This window comes from Pseudofrankia asymbiotica, assembly GCF_001983105.1.
Taxonomy (GTDB): Bacteria; Actinomycetota; Actinomycetes; order Frankiales; family Frankiaceae; genus Pseudofrankia; species Pseudofrankia asymbiotica.
This window is the reverse complement of sequence record NZ_MOMC01000038.1, coordinates 18707-37692: the sequence shown is the minus strand read 5'-3', so window position 1 is coordinate 37692 and position 18986 is coordinate 18707. Positions and strand designations below refer to the sequence as shown.

20 protein-coding genes are annotated in these 18986 nt (G+C 72.0%); 7 read left to right on the top strand and 13 right to left on the bottom strand.

Annotated elements, in window-relative coordinates:
- The first annotated feature begins 125 nt into the window (after window positions 1-125).
- Together BL253_RS19210 and BL253_RS19205 are read left to right on the top strand one after the other, a co-directional pair.
- Entirely contained in the window at window positions 126-818 is a 693-nt protein-coding gene (locus BL253_RS19210) for an HAD family hydrolase (RefSeq protein WP_241834940.1), read from the top strand.
- A gap of 12 nt (window positions 819-830) precedes the next feature.
- On the top strand, window positions 831-1607 hold the full coding sequence (locus BL253_RS19205; RefSeq protein WP_076818495.1) for a DUF72 domain-containing protein: 777 nt from the start codon (window positions 831-833) through the stop codon (window positions 1605-1607).
- 55 nt (window positions 1608-1662) lie between these two features.
- Here the strand turns inward: BL253_RS19205 and BL253_RS19200 are convergent, their stop codons facing one another.
- From BL253_RS19200 to BL253_RS19170, 7 genes are all read right to left on the bottom strand, one after another.
- Complete coding sequence (locus BL253_RS19200) at window positions 1663-3234, bottom strand: CYTH and CHAD domain-containing protein (protein ID WP_076818494.1); 1572 nt, start codon at window positions 3232-3234, stop codon at window positions 1663-1665.
- A gap of 136 nt (window positions 3235-3370) precedes the next feature.
- A complete protein-coding gene (locus tag BL253_RS19195) occupies window positions 3371-4468 on the bottom strand; it encodes an enolase C-terminal domain-like protein (RefSeq protein WP_076818493.1) in 1098 nt (365 codons plus the stop codon).
- Window positions 4465-6135, bottom strand: coding sequence for a GMC family oxidoreductase (locus BL253_RS19190; RefSeq protein ID WP_076818492.1), 1671 nt, complete (start codon window positions 6133-6135; stop codon window positions 4465-4467). Before BL253_RS19190 ends, BL253_RS19195 begins: the two co-directional genes overlap by 4 nt.
- Window positions 6132-6887: a gluconate 2-dehydrogenase subunit 3 family protein gene (locus BL253_RS19185; RefSeq protein ID WP_076818491.1), complete on the bottom strand. Its 756-nt coding sequence runs from the start codon at window positions 6885-6887 to the stop codon at window positions 6132-6134. The genes BL253_RS19190 and BL253_RS19185 overlap by 4 nt, the downstream gene beginning before the upstream one ends.
- Window positions 6888-7415 carry a hypothetical protein gene (locus BL253_RS19180; RefSeq protein WP_241834939.1) on the bottom strand — a complete coding sequence of 176 codons (528 nt, stop codon included), beginning with the start codon at window positions 7413-7415 and terminating at the stop codon, window positions 6888-6890.
- A gap of 1 nt (window position 7416) precedes the next feature.
- Window positions 7417-9210, bottom strand: a complete 1794-nt coding sequence (locus BL253_RS19175; protein ID WP_076818490.1) for a thiamine pyrophosphate-requiring protein — start codon at window positions 9208-9210, stop codon at window positions 7417-7419.
- 426 nt (window positions 9211-9636) lie between these two features.
- Window positions 9637-9996, bottom strand: coding sequence for a VOC family protein (locus tag BL253_RS19170; RefSeq protein ID WP_076818489.1), 360 nt, complete (start codon window positions 9994-9996; stop codon window positions 9637-9639).
- Between the two features lie 245 nt (window positions 9997-10241).
- On the opposite strand from BL253_RS19170, the gene BL253_RS19165 reads away from it, so the two are divergent.
- Entirely contained in the window at window positions 10242-10790 is a 549-nt protein-coding gene (locus BL253_RS19165) for a DUF1360 domain-containing protein (RefSeq protein ID WP_076818488.1), read from the top strand.
- Between the two features lie 5 nt (window positions 10791-10795).
- Here BL253_RS19165 and BL253_RS19160 read toward each other — a convergent pair whose 3' ends face one another.
- Window positions 10796-11437: a pyridoxamine 5'-phosphate oxidase family protein gene (locus tag BL253_RS19160; RefSeq protein ID WP_158230380.1), complete on the bottom strand. Its 642-nt coding sequence runs from the start codon at window positions 11435-11437 to the stop codon at window positions 10796-10798.
- Window positions 11438-11631: 194 nt separating this feature from the next.
- Between BL253_RS19160 and BL253_RS19155 the strand changes: the two genes are divergently transcribed.
- The gene (locus tag BL253_RS19155; protein WP_076818486.1) at window positions 11632-11859 is read left to right on the top strand and encodes a hypothetical protein; all 228 of its coding nucleotides are present in this window, start codon (window positions 11632-11634) and stop codon (window positions 11857-11859) included.
- Between the two features lie 227 nt (window positions 11860-12086).
- Window positions 12087-13076 (top strand): aldo/keto reductase, encoded by a 990-nt coding sequence (locus BL253_RS19150; protein ID WP_198946319.1) that lies wholly within the window; start codon window positions 12087-12089, stop codon window positions 13074-13076.
- A 20-nt stretch (window positions 13077-13096) separates the two neighbouring features.
- Here the strand turns inward: BL253_RS19150 and BL253_RS19145 are convergent, their stop codons facing one another.
- Window positions 13097-13771 carry a TetR/AcrR family transcriptional regulator gene (locus tag BL253_RS19145; protein ID WP_241834938.1) on the bottom strand — a complete coding sequence of 225 codons (675 nt, stop codon included), beginning with the start codon at window positions 13769-13771 and terminating at the stop codon, window positions 13097-13099.
- Between the two features lie 320 nt (window positions 13772-14091).
- Here BL253_RS19145 and BL253_RS19140 point away from each other — a divergent pair, with 320 nt between their 5' ends.
- Both BL253_RS19140 and BL253_RS19135 read left to right on the top strand, forming a co-directional pair.
- A complete protein-coding gene (locus BL253_RS19140) occupies window positions 14092-15357 on the top strand; it encodes an aromatic ring-hydroxylating oxygenase subunit alpha (protein WP_076818484.1) in 1266 nt (421 codons plus the stop codon).
- 48 nt (window positions 15358-15405) lie between these two features.
- The gene (locus tag BL253_RS19135) at window positions 15406-16170 is read left to right on the top strand and encodes an SDR family NAD(P)-dependent oxidoreductase (RefSeq protein WP_076818483.1); all 765 of its coding nucleotides are present in this window, start codon (window positions 15406-15408) and stop codon (window positions 16168-16170) included.
- Between the two features lie 31 nt (window positions 16171-16201).
- On the opposite strand, the gene BL253_RS19130 is transcribed toward BL253_RS19135, so the two are convergent.
- Genes BL253_RS19130 through BL253_RS19115 form a run of 4 tightly spaced genes read right to left on the bottom strand, consistent with a single transcriptional unit; the run spans window position 16202 to window position 18972 of the window.
- Window positions 16202-16912, bottom strand: a complete 711-nt coding sequence (locus BL253_RS19130) for a response regulator transcription factor (protein ID WP_096336040.1) — start codon at window positions 16910-16912, stop codon at window positions 16202-16204.
- On the bottom strand, window positions 16909-17925 hold the full coding sequence (locus BL253_RS19125; RefSeq protein WP_241834937.1) for a sensor histidine kinase: 1017 nt from the start codon (window positions 17923-17925) through the stop codon (window positions 16909-16911). Before BL253_RS19125 ends, BL253_RS19130 begins: the two co-directional genes overlap by 4 nt.
- Window positions 17841-18284 carry a DUF7134 domain-containing protein gene (locus BL253_RS43865; protein WP_076818481.1) on the bottom strand — a complete coding sequence of 148 codons (444 nt, stop codon included), beginning with the start codon at window positions 18282-18284 and terminating at the stop codon, window positions 17841-17843. Before BL253_RS43865 ends, BL253_RS19125 begins: the two co-directional genes overlap by 85 nt.
- 7 nt (window positions 18285-18291) lie before the next feature.
- A complete protein-coding gene (locus BL253_RS19115) occupies window positions 18292-18972 on the bottom strand; it encodes an MMPL family transporter (protein WP_241834936.1) in 681 nt (226 codons plus the stop codon).
- Between the last annotated feature and the right edge of the window lie 14 nt (window positions 18973-18986).

Genomic DNA, 18986 nt, shown 5'->3' with positions numbered 1-18986 from the left:
CCCGCCGATCGCCTTCCCCGCCTGCCGACCGGCGAATCCGGGAGGCCGCGTTTCCGCTCGCCTCCACACCGGCCGGGGGACGATGGCCGGCATGCGCGGGCCCGGGCGGGGGTACCGAGCCGGACGTGGGTGATGACGTGGGTGATTCGGTCGCCGTACTGCTGGACATCGACGGGACACTCGTCGACACGAACTACTTCCATGCCCTGGCCTGGTACCGGGCGTTCCGCCAGGAGGGGCATCCGGTCACGGTGACCGACCTGCATCGCCGGATCGGCATGGGTTCCGACCAGATGCTCGACGCGGTGCTGCCCGATCGCGACCGCGGCCGCGACGACGTGCTGCAGGCGGCTCACACCGAGCACTACGCCGCCTTCTTCGGCCTGATCCGCCCGCTGCCGGGCGCCCGCGACCTGCTCCGACATCTGCGGCGGTCCGGAGCCCAGGTCGTGCTGGCCACCTCGGCGCCTCCCGAGGAGCTGCGGGTACTGCGCCGGTCCCTTGCCGCGGAGGACGCCCTCACCGCCGTCACGTCCTCCGCGGACGCCGAGAACGCCAAGCCCGAGCCCGACATCCTCGCCGCGGCCCTGGACGCGGCGGGGGTCGGGGCGGAAGAGGCGGTGATGGTCGGCGACAGCCGGTGGGACGTCCTGGCCGCGAGCAAGGCGGGACTGGCGTGCGTCGGGGTGCTGACCGGCGGCATCAGCCGGGCCGAGCTCGACGACGCCGGCGCGGTCGCCGTCTACCGCGACCCGGCCGACCTGCTCGATCATCTCGACGACTCGCCGGTCGGCCGCCTGCTCCGCCGGATCCCGTGATCGCGTGCCGCCATGGCGAAACTGCGCATCGGGACATCGGGCTGGAGCTACGACCACTGGGACGGCGTGCTCTACCCGCCGGGGACGCCGGCCCGGGACCGGCTGGCGATCTACGCCAGCCGGTTCGACACGGTCGAGCTGAACGCCAGCTTCTACCGTTGGCCGACCGACGCCGCCTTCGCCTCGTGGCGACAGCGGCTGCCGGCCGGCTTCACGATGTCGGTGAAGGCGCCGCGCGGGCTGACCCACGCGAAGCGGCTGCATGCCCCCGAGGTCTGGACCGAGCGGATCACCCGTGGCTGGCACGAGCTGGGTGAACGGCGGGCGGTGGTCCTGGCCCAGCTCGACGTCCGGCAGACCCGCGACGACGCCCGGCTGGAGTACTTCCTCGCCGGTGTTCCGCCGTGGCTGCGGATGGCCGTGGAACTGCGCCACGAGAGCTGGCACGCCGAGCCCGTCTACGAGCTGCTCGAACGCCACCAGGCGGCGTACTGCGTCATGAGCGGCGCCCGGCTGCCCTGCGTTCTGCGAGCCACGGCCTCCTTCGCCTACGTCCGCCTCCACGGCCCCGACCACGACAATCTCTACGCCGGTTCCTACAGCGACGAGGACCTGCGTTGGTGGAGCGACCGGATCCTCGAATGGCACCAACGCGGCCTGGACGTCTACGCCTACTTCAACAACGACGGCCACGGYCACGCCGTCCGCAACGCCCTGACCCTCCGCGAGCTCTGCGCCAGCCGCCGCACTCCGTCCYGAGCCGGACGTGGCGCGGAGGATCGCGGGTGATCCGGTGTCATCTTCCCTGCCCTGGCTCTCGGTAGCGCCGCGGCCGGGTCGGCGCTCAGCGCAGCCAGCGCCGGTCGCGACGGCGGGACAGGGCCGGCCAGCGGGCGGTGAGGGAGCCGCGGGCGTGCCGGGCGCGGTCCCGCTCACCGCACAGGAGCAGGCCGTAGGTGAACGAGGACTCGCCGGCCGCGTTGGCGGCGATCGCGAACTCGCGCAGCGTGTCCTGCGCGACGACGCAGTCCTGGTGCTCGCCGAGGATGTTCTGGATCTTCTTGGTTCGGCTGGCGTGCTTCGTCGCGGCCGGTCCGTAGACGACCTCGACCGCCTCCGCGGCGTAGCGCAGTCGCTTCGCCGCCTTCCGCGCGCCGTGCAGTGCCGCGTCCCGCGCCGGGCCGGGCGGTATCGCGGTCGCCTGCTCGACCCGGCGCCGTAGCTTGCGGTCGGACCTGCGCACCGGCCGCCGCAGGACCTCGCGAGCCGGCCGCCGGCCCAGCGGGGTGTAGGCCGGCTCCCGGACGAACGTGATCAGGTCCTCGAGGAACGTCAGGTACTCGTCGCCCCGCAGCCACGTCAGTGCCTGCTCCCGGCCGCGCAGCTGCTGCGAGCGMAGGTGTCCCTGCACACGGGCGGCGACCGGTCCCAGGACGTCCCGCTCGGCGAGCTCGCCGATCTGCCCGCTGAACCGCTCCAGCTGCACCTCGCCGTCCCGGGCCCCGTTCAGCAACAGGTTCAGGTCCCGCAGCCGCGCCTCCAACCGGCGCGTGCGCTCGGGATCGAACAGTGCGCGGAACGTGCGCAGCGTGCTGCGCAGCCGGCGCGCGGCGACCCGCAGGTCATGAACGGACTCGGGCTCGTCCAGGCGCACGCGCGCGTCGGCGGCCAGCAGGGCGCCGGTGTGCGTCGACAGATAGCTCCGGATGACCTCTCCGGCGGTAGCCGGGCCCGCGTCGCCGTCGCCGCTGTCGCCGCCGAGTTCTGGGAGTTCCGGTCGGCTGACCCTCGTCCCGAGGGTGCGGGCGAGCTTCGACGGCCCGGTCGCCGGGCGCGCCCCGGCCCGTAGGAGAACGGTGGCGGTCGCGGGGAGGACGTCCAGGTCGTCGCCCAGAGCCTCGACCTCGAGCTCCCGCCACTGGGACAGCGTGGTCGCCGCGCCGAGGGTCTGCGCTCGGACGGTGTCGTCGGCGACCTCCGCCCGCGGCCGGCCCGCCGCGTCCCGCAGGGTCACCGCCCGTCGCACGGTCTGGATGCGGGCGACCGGGTTCAGCGGCCGGCCACGAGTGGTGGCCAGCACGATGTCGGCGAGGTCGCCGGGGACGGTGCTGTCGCTGTCGGACCCGTCTGGCGTGCCGGCTCCGAGTGGCCTGCTGATCTCGTCGCGGCCGGCGCCGCCAGCCGGCAGCTTGAGGTGCCAGCCGGCGTCGTGGCCGCCCTCGCGACGCCGTAGCGTGATCTTGTTCCTGGCGAGCCGTAGATCCTCGGTGTCGTAGTACACCGCGTCGAGGCGGTGTTCGGTCGGCGCGCCGGCCGGCGTGACCTCGTCGACCCGTTCCAGAGGAGGAAGGACGAAGGTCGAGTCGACGTCGAATTTGGTTTCTACCTCCCGATGCTGCCGGGTTGGCATGCCCATAGGACCCTCCGCGCGCGATGTCTGCTTTGTTAGCCCTGTTGGCCTACCCGTTCACCGCGTCGTAACCCGCCTCCCGCCCTGCCCCCGCCTGGCCGGCCAGGGCGCGGCGGGTACAACTCGCGCGTCGATGCCGTGCTCAGTCAACGCGCCACCGCTCCGCGCCCGCCGCGATGGTCAGGCCGTGTCCCATGACGACGGGGTCGAGACGCAGCGCGCCGGCGGTGACGGGCGGGACGCCATCCGCCAGCAGCGGCTCCAGGCGGGCGTGGTCGGCGAACCACTCGACGTGGCGCAGGTTCGGGACGGCGGCGGCGACCGGCGCGTGCAGCGCCGGCGCGCAGTGGGCGGAGACCTCCAGGTTGCGGGACTGGGCGAGGGCGGCGGCGCGCAGCCAGCCGGTGTAGCCGCCGCAGCGGGTCACGTCGAGCTGGAGGCAGTCGACGACGGGGAGCAGGGCGTCGACGCCGTACAGGTCGGCGGCGTACTCCCCCGCCGCCACGTCGCACCGGACGGCCGCCCGCACGGCCGCCAGGCCCGTGGTGTCGTCGCCGCTGACCGGTTCCTCGAACCAGGTGACGCCCAGGTCGTCGAGCGCGGCGCCGACCCGGCGGGCCTGCCCGACGGTGTAGCCGCCGTTCGCGTCGACCATCAGCTCGGCGTCGTCGCCGGCGAGCTCGCGCAGCCTGCGGACGCGCGCCAGGTCACGGTCGACCCGCGTACCGCCCGACTCACCGATCTTGATCTTCATGCCGGGGCAGCCGGCGGCGCGCCAGCCGGCCACCTGGTCGGCCAGCTGGGCGTCGTCGAACGTGGTGAAGCCACCCGAGCCGTAGACGGGAACGGTGTCACGGCACTGTCCGAACAGGGTGGTGAGCGGCTGGCCGAGCAGGCGCGCCTTCAGGTCCCACCAGGCGACGTCGACCGCGCTGATCGCCATCATCGCCACGCCGCGGGTGCCGATGTTGCGGCAGGCGCGGTGCATCGCCGCCCAGCCGGCGGCGACGTCCCAGGCGCGGTGGCCGCGCAGCGCACCGGCGAGCTGGTCGTTGACGACCGCCGCCGCGGCGGGAGCGCCATACGTCCAGCCCACGCCTGTCCGCCCGCCGGCGCGCAGCGTCACGGCGACCGCGGTGGTCGCGTCCCAGGTCAGCGTGCCGTCGGCCTCCGGCTGGTCGGTCGGGAAGCGGTAGACGGCGGTCGTCACCGTCTCCAGCTGAGGGTCGCGGCGGGTCATGCGCGGCTCAGCGCGCGCTCGGCGAGGCCGCGCCGGCGCAGCGCGTCCAGCCGGTCCGCCGCCCGTGCCGCCAACGCCATGATCGTCAGGGCGGGGTTGGCGGCGCCCTGGGTCGGCAGGACGCTGCCGTCGACGACGTACAGGTTGGGAAGGCCGAAGACCCGGTGGTCGGCGTCGACGACGCCGTCGGCCGCGCGGGCCGCCATCCGCGCCCCGCCGACCAGGTGCGCGTACCGGTCGATCGTCATCACCTCGGTCGCGCCGGCGGCCTTGAGGATGGCCTCCATCGACGCCGTCGCCGCGTCCTGCAGGCGCCGGTCGTTGTCGCAGCGCGTGTAGGAGAAGTGCGCGACCGGCAGCCCGTGCCGGTCGGTCTCGTCGGCGAGGGTCACCCGGTTGCCGGGCCGCGGCAGGTACTCACAGAGCGCGCCGAGGGTGGCCCAGTGGACGTAGTCGCGCATGTACTCGCGCAGCGGCGCGCCCCAGTGGCCCTGGGCGATCACATGCTCGGCCCAGGTGATGGGCAGCGGGCTGACGTTCTGGATCGACCAGCCACGCCGGTAGGGCTTCGCCGGGTCCGTCTCGTAGTAGTGCTCGCTGGACACCTCCGGCGGCGGCGTCTTGTACATCCGGACCTCGTCGTCGAACCTGCCGGCGGTCTGCGGGGCGCCCTGCACCATCAGGTAGCGGCCGACCTGGTCGTGGTCGTTGCCGATTCCCTCGGGCCAGCGCGGGCTGGTCGAGAGCAGCAGCAGCCGCGGCGTCTCGATCGAGTAGCCGGCGACCGCGACGGCACGGGCCCGCTGCGTGTGCTCCCGGCCGTCGCGCAGGTACGTGACACCGGTGACCCGTCCGGCCCGGTCGTCGACCAGGATCCGGCTGACGTGGCTGTCCGGGCGGATCTCGGCGCCGTGGGCCAGCGCGTCGGGAACATGGGTGATCAGCGGGCTGGCCTTGGCGTTGACCTTGCAGCCCTGCAGGCAGAACCCGCGGTAGACACAGTGCGGGCGGTTGCCGAACCGGCCGTTGGCGATGGCGACCGGGCCCACCCGCGCGTCGACGCCGAGCCGGCCGGCGCCGCGCAGGAAGACCTCGCCATTGCCGCCGACCGGGTGCGGCCGGTGCGGGTATCCGTGCGGGTCACCCCACGGCCAGGACTCGCCGGCGACCGGTAGCTCCCGTTCGATCGCCTCGTAGTACGGCCGCAGGTCCTGGTACCCGATCGGCCAGTCGGCGCCTACGTCGTCGGCGGTACGGGTCGTGAAGTCCGACGGGTGGAAGCGGGGCGTGTAGCCCGCGTAGTGGACCATCGACCCGCCGACACCCCGGCCCGAGTTGTTCGATCCCAGCGGTACCGGGTCGCCGCCGCCGATCTGGCGGGGCTCGGTCCAGTACAGGACGTGCGCGCCCCGCTCGTCGCTGACCCAGTCCTGGTCGGGGTCCCAGAACGGTCCGGCGTCCAGGCAGACGACCCGCCAGCCGGCCCGGGCCAGGCGCTGGGTCAGCACTCCGCCGCCCGCTCCGGCGCCGACGACGACCAGGTCGACCTCGTCGTCGCCGTCGAAGCGGCGCATGTCCGCGCGCAGGCGGTGGTCGGTGCGGCTGCCGTCGTTCGGCAGCAGCCAGGCCGAGGCGTTGCGGTCCCGGACGTTGTCACGCCGCCTCACCGGGACTCCYCGGACTGGGACTCGCCAGGCCGGGGCTCTTCTGGCCGGGCCTCCTCGGCGGCGAGAAGCCGCCGGAGCTGGTGGCGTTCCCGCTCGACCCGCTGCGCGAAGGGCACCGGGTCGAGCGCGGCGTGGTCGGCCACCTCCCAGCGTTCCCGGGCGTTGACGCCCGGGTTGAGGTAGCCGCGCGGATAGGCCGGCCCGGGGAACCCGATCTCGTTCCAGGCCCACGGGTGGGAGTAGAAGGCGGTGCAGGCGTAGCGGGTCCACAGGCTCCAGGTGCGGGTGGCGGCCCACCGATGCCAGTCCTCGCCGCCGTGGGCACGGTCCTGCACAGCCTGGATGATCACGGCCTGGTCTCGCTCGTCGAGCGCGGCGAAGCCGCGGCCATGAGCCGCCTGGGCGTCTCCGTCGAGGAAGCGCAGACTGTCACGCCAGGCCTGCGCGTCCTCCGGCATGTCGTCGTAGTGCCAGCCATCGGTCTCGTTCACGGCGAGCCGTTCGTCGACCAGCGCCAGGACGGGGACGCGAGGTTCGCCGTCCTGGGCCAGCAGCAGGTCGAGGAGCCGGCCGGCGATCGCCGCCTCGGGTGGGGTGAAGAACGCCAGGTCCGCCGGTGGCGCGAGCCGGCCCAGGACGACGCCGGCGGTCACGTCGTCCCAGGCGTCGACGCTGTCGAGGACGTCGAAGCCGGGGAAACGGCCCCGGTGCTGCGGGGTGACGGCCCGCTGGCCCGGCGGTCGGAACGGCATCTACCCGTCTCCCCGCGGCGGGTCTCCCTGCGGGGGGCGTCCCTCGCGGCGCAGGACGGTGGCGAGCAGCCCCATGCCGCCGACGACGGACGCCAGCAGCGGAGCGAACACCGGCGGGCCGGACTCCAGGTTGTACAGGGTGACGCCGCCGGGCCGCTGCCGCACACCGCGCCAGTGCAGGTAGGTGCCCTGCAGGCCGTTCGCGACGATCGCGGCCGACGCCAGCGGCAGCACGGTGCGCGCGGCCCGCCGGGAGAACACCGCCGCGACGCCGGCCGGCACCGCGGCGGGGAGGATCACGATCGGCCAGTACATCATCTTGTTGCCGAAGCTGGCGGCGTCGTGCGACAGGTAGATCTCGCCGGTCGTCACCGCGGCGCCGACAGCGGTGAGCGCCGCCAGACTCCGCTCGAACCGTCCCGAGCGGACGTCCGCCAGCACGGTCCGCGCGGCGTCGGGGAGCATGGTTCGCGCGGCGTCGGGRAGCCGCGTCCGCGCGGCGTCAGGGATAGCGGCCGTCACGGCCACGTCAGTTCTCCTTCGAGCCGGGCAGGTACTGCTGGACCTTGTCCTTGACCCCCTGGCGGACGAATCCCCACCGGTTCTCGTCGCCGTGCAGGACGGCCTTGACCGTGCTCATCGCCTGGTCGGCGGTCGTGCGCGGCGGGATGGGCGGGACGTCGGGGTCGCAGCGGATGTCGAGGACCGCCGGCCGGTCCGCGCTCAGCGCCTCCTCCCAGGCGGGGCCGATCGCCTCCGGCGTGGCCAGCGACAGCCCGAGCAGGCCCAGCGAGCGGGCGAAGGCGGCGTAGTCCACGTCCGGCAGGTTCTGGGACTCGGCGAACTTCGGCGAGCCCTCCATCGCCCGCATCTCCCACGTGACCTGGTTGAGGTCGTTGTTGTGCAGGACCGCGACGACCAGCCGGGGGTCTTCCCACTGCTCGTAGTAGTGGGCGATCGTGATCAGCTCGGCGAGGCCGTTCATCTGCATGGCGCCGTCGCCGACGAGCGCGATCCCCGGCCGGTCCGGATACGCCCATTTCGCGCCGATCACGTATGGCACTCCGGGGCCCATCGTCGCCAGCGTTCCCGAGAGCGACCCGCGGATGTCCCCGTGGAAACGGAGGTGACGCGCGTACCAGTTGGCGGCGCTGCCGGAATCGGCCGCGACGATCGCGTTGGCGGGCAGGCGCGGCGAAAGCTCGTGGAAGATGCGCATAGGGTTGACCGGATCGGCGCCGGTCATCGCCTGCCGCTCGCAGGTGTTCCACCACGCGGCGACGTTCTTCTCGATCGTCTCCCGCCAGCCGCGGTCGTCCTTGCGGGTGATCAGCGGAATGAGCGCCTGGAGGGTGGCCTTCGCGTCGCCGACCAGGTTCAGCTCGTACGGATAACGCATGCCGATCCACTTGGCCGAGCGGTCGATCTGGATGGCGCGCGCCTGGTCGAAGTCCGGCAGGAACTGCGTGTAGGGGAAGTTCGAGCCGACCGTGAGCAGCGTGTCGCACTCCCGCATCATCCGGTCGGAGGCGGTCGTGCCCAGCAGCCCGATCGAGCCCGTGACCCAGGGCAGCTCGTCGGACAGGACGTCCTTGCCCAGCAGCGCCTTCGCCGCTCCCGCCCCGAGCAGGTCCGCGAGCTCCGTCAGCTCCTCGGCGCAGCCGCGGGCACCCTGGCCGACCAGCAGCGCGACCTTCTCGCCCGCGTTGAGGATGTCCGCGGCCCGCTGGAGCCCCGCCGCGTCCGGGGTCACCGTCGCGGCGGTCACCCCCACGCTCGATGGCACCTGCTTGAACGCATGCTCGGGTGGTTCGTACGGGAGGTCGAGGACGTCCGAGGGAAAGATGAGCGCGGTGGGCGCACGCTCTTCCTGAGCGATCCTGATCGCCCGGTCGATGAGGTTGGGCAGCTGCTTCGGGACCGTGCACATCTGCACGTAGTCGCTGCAGACGTCCTTGTACAGGCTCAGCAGATCGACTTCCTGCTGGTAGGAGCCGCCGATCGCCGACCGCTCGGTCTGGCCGACCAGCGCGACGACCGGGACATGATCGAGCTTCGCGTCGTACAGACCGTTGAGGAGATGAATCGCGCCTGGGCCGCTGGTGGCCGCGCACACACCCACCTGGCCGCTGAACTTCGCGTATCCGACCGCCTCGAACGCGGACATCTCCTCATGCCGCGCCTGCACGAACTGTGGGTCGTTGTCCGCGCGGCCCCAGGCCGCCAACAGCCCGTTGATGCCATCGCCCGGATAGCCGAACACCTGCCGGACGCCCCACTCCCGCAACCGGGCCAGCAGCACGTCCGCGACTGTCTGCGACACGAGGTGAATTCCTCTCCACGTCTGCACGTCGACCCGTCGGATCAGCGCGCCCCGCACGGCCGGGGCGCACGCATTCACGCCGTCGCGGCCGGCACCGTTCCCGCTGTGCGCGATCGCCCCAGCGCGGAGCGCCCGGTCTCTCCTACGTGCCTTCGGTTTCGCGAAAGAGGCCTGGACGACCGTCACGAAGGCGGAATGGCATGGCTTCCTCCGACTCGCTACCCCTCCGCCCGGCCGCCAAACAAGCCGCTCGGCGGCCGCCTGGCGCCTCCATCCTGGCTGGCGATTCTCCCTCTCAGGAGGCCGCGGTCCGGGCAGGGCGCTGTGGTCCGTCGGAGGCGGGCGATCAGCCTCACCGCGGAGCTATCCCAGGTAAGCCCCATGCCACGGGCGCTGTGCGGGCGCCCCGCGGTCAACGCTTCGCGGTCAGCCCTTGCCGCTCAGGACGCAGAACTCGTTGCCGGCCGGGTCCGCGAGCACCACCCACGACTCCTCGCCCGTCTGCCCGACGTCCGCGCGCGTGGCCCCGAGCGCCAGCAGCCGCTCGACCTCGGTCCGCTGTTCGTCGGGCGACGACGGGCTCAGGTCGAGATGCAGCCGGTTCTTGATGGTCTTGGCCTCGGGCACGCGCTCGAACAGCAGCTTCACCGAACTGTCCGGCGAGACGACGATCCAGTCGCCGTCCTGGTCGGGCTCGGCGCGGACGCCGAGGACGTCGGCCCAGAAACCGGCGACCGGGGCCGGGTCGGTGCAGTCGATCACGAGCCACTTCCAGCTAAGTGCCACGTTGAACCTCCTCGTTGCCGCCTGATCCGGCGGATTGACGGACGTTGGATACCCGGGTCCCACGCACGAATCACGTCGACCTCCGGCGGCTGGACCGCACGTCATCGGAGCGCCCCATGTCGATCACGCCGACCACACCGGACGGAAGCGCCGACCACACCGCACGGAAGCCGAGCTTCCTGACTGGGCGGAACGCGGGCCGATGACCGGATTTAGACGCCCGCGAGCGGGGCAGGCAGGGGATCATGACGACAGCACCACACGAAACCGGCCGGACGGTCGCTGACCGGGTCGCCGACGTCGCCCGGCAGGAAGAGGCCGAGTACTCGGGCGGCACGCCGCGCCCGCTGCGCGGCTATCTGGCGACGCTGGGAACGTACGGCGGCCTGTGCGCCGCCCTCGTCGGTGCGGCCCGGCTGACCGGTGCCACCCCGCCCGAGCGGGTCAACGCCGCCGACCTCGCGCTGATCACCGTCGCGACGCACAAGCTCAGCCGCATCCTGACCAAGGACCCCGTGACCAGCCCACTGCGCGCACCGTTCACCCGCTATCGAGGCGTGACCGGCCCCGCCGAACTCTCCGAGGAGGTACGCGAGACCGGCTCGGCCCGGCACAGCGTCGGCGAGCTGCTCACCTGCCCCTTCTGCGCGGCGCAGTGGGTCGCCACCGGGTTCGTCTTCGGCCTGGTGACGGCGCCCCGCTTCACCCGGCTCGCCGCCTCGGTGTTCACCGCGGTCGCCGGCTCCGACGCCCTCCAGTTCGCCTACGCCCGTCTCGAGCAGGCGGCAGAGTAGGCCTTTCACATGTGGTGCTGACCGGTCTGGTCCCCACCGGCCTCCTGGAACGTGAACACCTTGGCCGCCTCGATGCGGGCGCCGAGCGGATTCACGTCGTCCAGCCATTCCTCGAATGCCGTTCCCTGCGACGGCAGGTAGTGATCGAGCATCGCCCGCCGAAGTTCGGGACGTGCCGGGTCGAGGACGTCGAACAGCTCGGCCCGTCCATGGACGGTGACGGCCAGTTCCTCGCCCGGCAGGTGAGTGGCGCTGACGGCCGGCCGGGCGGCGAGGTGGCGCATCCGGACCAAGTCGCGTCCCGAGCTGAAGTACCACGATCCGCGGATGAGGTAGCCGTCCACCGGGCCCACCAGCGGACGCCCGTCGGCGGTCACGGTCGCGAGGGCCAGCAGGCGCATGCCCCGCATCCGGCGGCAGAGCTCGGCGGCGTCGATGCGGCGCTCGGGCGTGATGATGCTCCGGAGATGAGGACCGGCGGCATTCGCGCTCTCGTCGAGCAGACGTTGCAGTCCTTTGATTTCTTCGGCGGTCTCGTACACGCCGCGAGTATGGACCGACCGCCCCTCGATCAGGCAGGTGTCCGGCCGTCCATCATCGCGCGCAGAGCCGCACCTAAGATCCCACCAGATCATGGAGCCGTCCATGATCCGGTGGGATCCTCGGCGTCCCAGCTCCGAAAATCCCGCCAGATCACTGGCGGCCACCGCAGCCGACGGCCTCATCACCTTCGGTGTCGGCCGAGATCGGCGGTCGGCCGGTTGGCTTTCAAAGCCCAAGCGGGTGCCTGGTTAGCCAGGCTCGGTACGGCTGGCCGCAGGGCAAGGATCTCTACGACGCGGTGCTCCTCGCCGAGAACACGCCCGTGGCCCTGGACCGGCTGCGCGAGATGCTGCGCCCCGACATCGGGTCGCTCGCCGACGACCTCACCTCCAACACCCTGCTGGCGCTGGAGGTGGACTGGGACAACTTCCGTGATGACTACCCAGCCATCCGCGGCGACGTTCAGGCCTGGCTACGCAGACTCGCCGAGGCACTCGCCGACCAGGCCATCCCGGCAGTCCACTGACGACACCACGACGCACCGAGGGAGCCGAGGGAGCGGGTGATGACACCCGGCCCGCCGCGGCTAGCCCCGCGTCGGCTTCGCGCGACGGCGCGGTTCGCGTGGCCGGCATCCCACGACCCCAGAGGGGTAAGCGTTCACTACGATCGGTGTCACCGGGAACAGCCAGCCGCACCAGGACGTGTGCCGCCGCGACCAGGCGCGATGCACGACGACAGGAGTTGTGAGACGTGGTTGACGCCATCCCCACCAGGAGGCTCGGCGAGCTGGAGGTCGGCGCGCAAGGGCTTGGCTGCATGTCGCTGAGCCCCGCCTACGGCGCTGTGGGCAGTCCGGCGGAGCTGTTCGCGACCATCCACCGGGCACTCGAGCTCGGCGTCACCCTCCTCGACACGGCCGACATCTACGGCGAGAGCGAGGACCTGGTCGGGCAGGCCATCGCGGGCCGCCGCGACCAGGCCGTCATCGCCACCAAGTTCGGCATCGTCTTCGCCGGCGCGGACCGGGCGATGGGCGCGCGCGGCGACGCCGCCTACGTGAAGAAGAGCTGCGAGCGATCACTGCGCCGGCTCGGCGTGGATCACATCGACCTGTACTACCAGCACCGGGTCGACCCCGACGTGCCCGTGGAGGAGACCTGGGGCGCGATGTCCGACCTGGTCGCCGAGGGCAAGGTCCGCCACCTCGGCATCAGCGAGGCGTCCGCGGCGACGATCCGGCGTGCGCACGCGGTGCACCCGGTCAGCGCGCTGCAGAGCGAATGGTCGCTGTGGACACGCCGGATCGAGGACGAGATCGTGCCGACCTGCCGGGAGCTGGGCATCGGCATCGTGCCGTACTCCCCGCTCGGCAAGGGGATTCTCACCGGCAGCATCACCGACCGGGCGGAGCTCGGCGAGACCGACTCGCGGCGACGGTCCCCGTGGTTCACCGACGAGAACCTGCCGCACAACCTGCGGATGGTGGCCGAACTGCGGGCGCTGGCGGAGGAAAGGGGCGTGACGGCGGGACAGCTGGCGCTGRCCTGGCTGCAGCATCAGGGGCCGGACGTTGTCCCGATTCCTGGCACCAAGCGGATCACCCGCCTGGAGGAGAACGCCGCGGCCGTGGACGTCGAGCTGACCCGGGAGGACCTCGAAAGAATCGAGAACACCGTCCCCGCCGAGGCCGTGGCTGGCAGCAGCGTGCCACGGGAGTACCTCCGCACCACCGGAAAGTGACAGAGGTCAGGGCCGCTGGTCTATGACCGGGGCGGGGTGGCGCGGGCGCGCAGGCCGTTGAGGAAGAGGTCGACGGCGTGCTGGATGTGCGCCTCCTCAACCTCGGGCGTGCGGTGGATGCCGTAGGCGGCGAGCCAGGCCGGCATGGCGCCGACCATGGCGAAGAACTGCTCGGCGGCGATCTCGACGTCACGGACGACGATGGCGCCTCCACGCTCGTGCCTGCGCAACAGGTCCATGATCACCTGGATACGCGGAGTCCAGGTGATGGCTCGGGAGCTCGCCGCGAAGTCGGGGAACCGGGCGGACTCGGCGATCGCCATCCGGCTCAGCCGGACCAGGTCCGGGTCGACGGACCGGGCCAGGATGGCGCGCGCGATCATCTCCAGGCTGGCGCCGAGGTCGTCCGGCAGCGGTTCCAGTGCCTGTTCGTCGCGTTCCAGCCGCGTCAGCGCCCATGAGCTCACGGYGACGAACAGGGCGCGTTTGTCGGGGTAGCGGGCGTAGAGGGTGCCCTTGGTGACACCGGCGGCCTGGGCCACCGCCTCCATGGTGGTGCGGTCGTACCCGCTCTCCAGGAAGATGTCGACCGCCGCCCGCCGGATCCGGTCGGTCAGCTGGGCCGCCTGCGTCGACGTCGGCCGGCCCGAGCGGGAGCGCTCCCGCCCCACCCCGGATCCCACCTCAGACGCCACCCGACAACCCTATGGTTCCGTCCGTTTCAGACCACGGGCGTGCATCGCCCCGCCACGGACGCCGACCGACCGTGCGCGTCGGCCCAACCATGCACGCCGGTCCAGCCACGTGCGGCACCCAGCCACGAGCGGCACGCGGCCACGTGCGGCGATATGTGGCGGCGCACGGCGGTACGCGCTCGACCTGCGCCAGAGCCCCTGGCTCGGCCTCGGGCCGGTTGACCCAAATCGTACGGGACCGTATGGTTCTCAAACCGGACGGCACCGTACGATTTTTGGTCGCTGGCTCCGCCGCCGCGGCCGACTCGGGAGGCAGATCGATGGCGCACTTCCCCAAGCCGGGCGAGGGAAGCTGGACCGAGCACTTCCCGAGCCTCGGCACCGGCCCCGTCTCGTTCGAGGACTCGATCTCACCCGAGTACTACGAGCTGGAACGCAAGGCGATCTTCGGTAGGACCTGGCTGAACGTCGGCCGCGTCGAGCAGATCCCGAAGACCGGCAACTACTTCACCAAGGAGATCCACRCCGCCCGCACGTCGGTGATCGTCGTCAGGGACGGGGCCGGCGAGGTCCGCGCGTTCCACAACATCTGCCGCCACCGCGGCAACAAGCTGGTCTGGCAGGAGAACCCGGGCGAGGAGGTCAGCGGCACGGCCCGGCAGTTCATCTGCAAGTACCACGCCTGGCGCTACGGCCTCGACGGCGCGTGCACCTTCGTGCAGCAGGAGTCGGAGTTCTTCGACCTCGACAAGGCGACGCTGGGGCTCGTCCCGGTGCGCTGCGAGGTGTGGGAGGGCTTCGTCTTCGTCAACCTCGACGACAGCGGCTCCACGTCCGTGCGCGAGTACCTCGGCCGTTTCGGGAAGAGCCTTGAGGGCTATCCGTTCGGCGAGATGACGCAGACCTGGAAGTACCGCGCGGAGGTCGGGGCGAACTGGAAGCTCTACCTCGACGCGTTCGCCGAGTTCTACCACGCGCCGGTTCTGCACGGGAAGCAGTACGTGAGCGCCGAGTCACGCAAGATCCAGAGCTATGGCTACGAGGGCCTGCACTACGACATCGACGGCATCCACTCGATGCAGTCCGCCTGGGGCGGGATGTCGCCCCCGAAGGACCTCAGCATGGTCAAGCCGATCGACCGCGAGCTGCGCAGCGGCAACTTCGGCCCCTGGGACCGCCCCGACCTGCCCGCCCTCGGCGAGCTGCCGCCGGGGCTCAACCCGGGCCGCCACCGTCAGTGGGGCCTGGACTCCTACGTCTTCTTCCCGAACTTCATGATGGTCGTGTGGGCGCCGGGCTGGTACCTCACGTACCACTACTGGCCGACGGCCTACAACAAGCACGTCTTCGAGGGCACGCTCTACTTCGTCCCGCCGAAGAACGCCACCGAGCGCATGCGCCAGGAACTGGCCGCGGTCACCTTCAAGGAGTTCGCCCTCCAGGACTCCAACACCCTCGAGGCCACCCAGACGATGCTCGAGTCCCGCGTCGTCAAGCAGTTCCCGATCAACGACCAGGAGATCCTCATCCGGCATCTGCACAAGACCGCGGCGGAATACGTGGCCGCTCACCCGGCAAAGCGTTAGCCGATACGCCCCGCCCGAACGAGACACGCTGAACGGAAGAGGAAGCAGATGTCCGAGAACCAGGCCGGCAAAGTCGCGATCGTGACGGGCGGCGCCTCCGGAATCGGCCGGGCGTGCGCCCTGTGCCTGGCCGAGGACGGAGCCGCCGTCGCCGTGCTCGACCTCAACGAGGCCGACGCGAAGGCGGTCGCCGACGAGATCCAGGCCGCGGGCGGCGCCGCGCTCGCGGTCGCCGCCGACGTCGCGGACGTCGACAGCGTCGCCCGCGCCGTCGCCGCGGCCCAGGCCCGGTTCGGACCGGTCACGATCCTGGTGAACTCGGCGGGAAAGACCGGCTCGAAGCGGTTCATGGACATCACCCTCGAGCAGTGGACGTCGGTCCTGACGGTCAACCTGACCGGAACATTCCTCTGCTGCCAGGCGGTCGTCCCGGACATGACCGCGGCCGGCTGGGGCCGGATCGTGAACATCTCGTCGTCCAGCGCCCAGAGTGGCCAGCCGTTCATGACCCACTACGTCGCGTCCAAGGGCGGCGTCATCGCCTTCACGAAGGCACTCGCGCTCGAGCTCGGCCCGAGCGGCATCACGGTGAACACGATCCCGCCGGGATTCGTCGACACGCCGATGCTGCGCCGTGACGAGGCCCGCGGCCGGTGGGGCTCGAACACCGCCGACGACCTCGTCGCCGCCACGCCCGTCCGCCGCATGGGCAGGCCCGAGGACATCGCCGCGGCCTGTTCGTTCCTGGCCTCCGACGAGGCCGGCTACATCACCGGCCAGATCTTCGGTGTCAACGGCGGCCGCAACACCTGACAGGCCGGGTCTCGCCACAGGCCGGGTCTCGTCAGGGAGTCCGACCTCCGGGGGTCATGAGTCCGTKTTCGTAGGCGAACACGACGAGCTGGGCGCGGTCACGAGCGTGGACCTTGGCCATGGCACGGTTGACGTGCGTCTTGGCGGTGGCCGGGCTGATGACCAGACGCTCGCCGATCTCCTCGTTGGACAGGCCGCGGGCGACCAGGATGGTGATCTCGCGTTCGCGGGGCGTGAGCTCGTTCATCGCCGGGAGCGTGGCGTCGAGGTGCGCGGTGGGGCTGGCCAGGAACCGCCGGACGAGAGCTGTGGTCGCGGTGGGGGACAACAGCGACTCCCCCGCCGCCACGGTCCGGATGGCGTCCAGGAGAACCCTCGGCGCGACACCCTTGCCGAGGTAGCCGCTGGCGCCCGCGCGCAGGGCGGCGAGGACGAGCTCGTCGGTCTCGAACGTGGTCAGGACGAGGACGTGCACGCCGGCGAGGGCGGCGTCGGACGTGATCCTCGCGGTGGCGGCGACGCCGTCGAGCTCGGGCGTGCGGATGTCCATGAGCACGACGTCCGGCGTCGTCTCGCGAACCGTCGCGACGGCCTCGACGCCGGTACCGGCCTCGCCGACCACCTCGACGCCGGGAGCCGCGTCGAGCAGMAGCCTGAAGGTGGCGCGCAGCAGCTCCTGGTCGTCGGCCAGCACGACCCTGATCGGGGCGTTCGTGGGGGTCGGGGCTGACGGGGCGGTCACGGCGAGGGCTCCTCGGTGTCGGGCGCGGCGGCGGCTCCCCCACGGACGTTCCCACGGACGTCCGAGGCGCCGGTGGTGGACCGCGGCCGGGTGGGCAGCTCAGCCGTGGCACGGTAGCCGCCGTCGGGGGTCGGGCCGGCGTCGAACCTCCCGTGCGCGACGCGGGCCCGTTCGCGCAGGCCGATCAGCCCGTGCCCGGTGCCGGCGCTCCCGGGACGGCCGGGCGAGGGCGCGTGCGCGTTGCGGATCTCGAGCCCGAGGTAGCCCGGTACCCAGCGCAGGGTGACGTCCACTGGCGCGCCGGGAGCGTGCTTGGTGGCGTTGGTGAGCGCCTCCTGGATGATCCGGTACGCCGCCAGGTCGGCGTTGTGGCCGAGATCCTCCCGCTCGCCGACCACGTCGAGCGTCACGGGCGTGCCCCCGTCGCGGAACCGGCCCAGCAGGCCGGCGAGCCTGTCCAGTCCGACTGTCGGGGACAGCACACGGTCACGGGTCGGGTCGCCGTCGGGGGGCAGACCGCGGCTCGCCGGATCTTCACGGCCGGGGCGGTCGGTCTCGTCGTGGTCGCTGCGCAGGAGGACGAGCGCGGCCCGCAGATCGTCGATGGCGGCCGACGTGTGYTGGGTGATGTCGCGCAACGCCCGGCGCGCCGCCGCCGGGTCGACGTCGAGCGGGTAGTCGGCGACGCCGGCCTGCGCGTCGACGAGGGCGAGCTCATGGGCGAGCGTGTCGTGCAGCTCGCGCGCGATGCGCAGCCGCTCGTCCAGCACCGCCTGGCGGGACTGTTCGCGGGCCTCCCTGGCCCGCCGCGCCCGCGCGTCGTGGCGGGCCCGCGTCCCGACGCCGACGCCGGCGGCGATGAGGACGAGCTCGACCATCACCACGTCGGTACCGCCCAGCGAGATCCGCTGGAAGAGCAGGGCGACGGTCAGCAGGACGCCGCCCGCGACGCCGCCGGCGATCCACCCGTCGCGTTGCCGCCGGCAGGCCGCGACCGTGTAGACCGCGAGCATCGTGGCCACGGGACGGGCTGATAGGCGGCGACGGAGAGGTCACCGGGCAGGTCGGCGCCGAGATCGCGCATCACGATGAGCTGGCAGGCCTCGATGGCCACGACCGCGGCCAGGACCGGCTCCGGCCAGCGTGTCCTGACCAGGAGCGGCAGCCAGGCCAGGACGGTGAACAGCAGACGCGCCGTCCCGGGAAACGCGGGCGCGCTGGCGCGGAAGACGACCGCGAGCGTCATGGTCGCCAGCACGGCGACCGTGACGGCGGTGTCCCACCGGGTGGGGCGCCGGCTCGCGCTGAGCAGGCGCCGCCACGCGGTGCTGTCCCCGGTCCTCCGGGCGTGCGAGCGGTGGGTCGTCATCATTCCTCGGTCATCGCCGGCCCGGCTCCGATGCACCGACGCCGCCYGAGCGCGCGGCCCCGACCAGGACGTCCGCCGGGCGCGCCTCCACCTCGCGCGGCCTGTCGGACGGTCCCTCGACCGCCAGACGCGGGGTGACGCGGTCGGCCCAGCGAGGGTATGCCCACACCCGGTCGCCGATCATGCGCAAAAGCGCGGGCACGAGTACCAGGCGCACCACGAAGGCGTCCACGACGACCGCCAGCGCCGGGCCGACGCCGATACAGGAGACGATCCGCTGGCCGCTGAACCCGAACGAGGAGAACACACACAGCATGATCGTGGCCGCGGTCCCGATGACCTTGGCGGTCTCGGCGACACCCACACGGATCGACCACGCGTTGTCCCGGCCACGCGTCCATTCCTCCCGCATACGGCTGACCAGGAACACCTGGTAGTCCATCGACAGGCCGAACATCACGCCGACAATCATGACCGGGACGAGGCAGGAGATCGGCGCGCCCTCCCCGACGCCGAGCAGGCCGCTGGCCCAGCCCCATTGGAAGATCGCGGTCAGCGCGCCGAGACCCAGGACGATCGTCGCCAGGTTGCTGACCGCCCCGACCAGCGGCACCAGCAGACCGCGGAACGCGACCACCGGCAGGAGGAACCCGAGCACGGCCACCAGCCCGAGCCGGCTTGCGGGCCTCACATGGCCTGACGCCC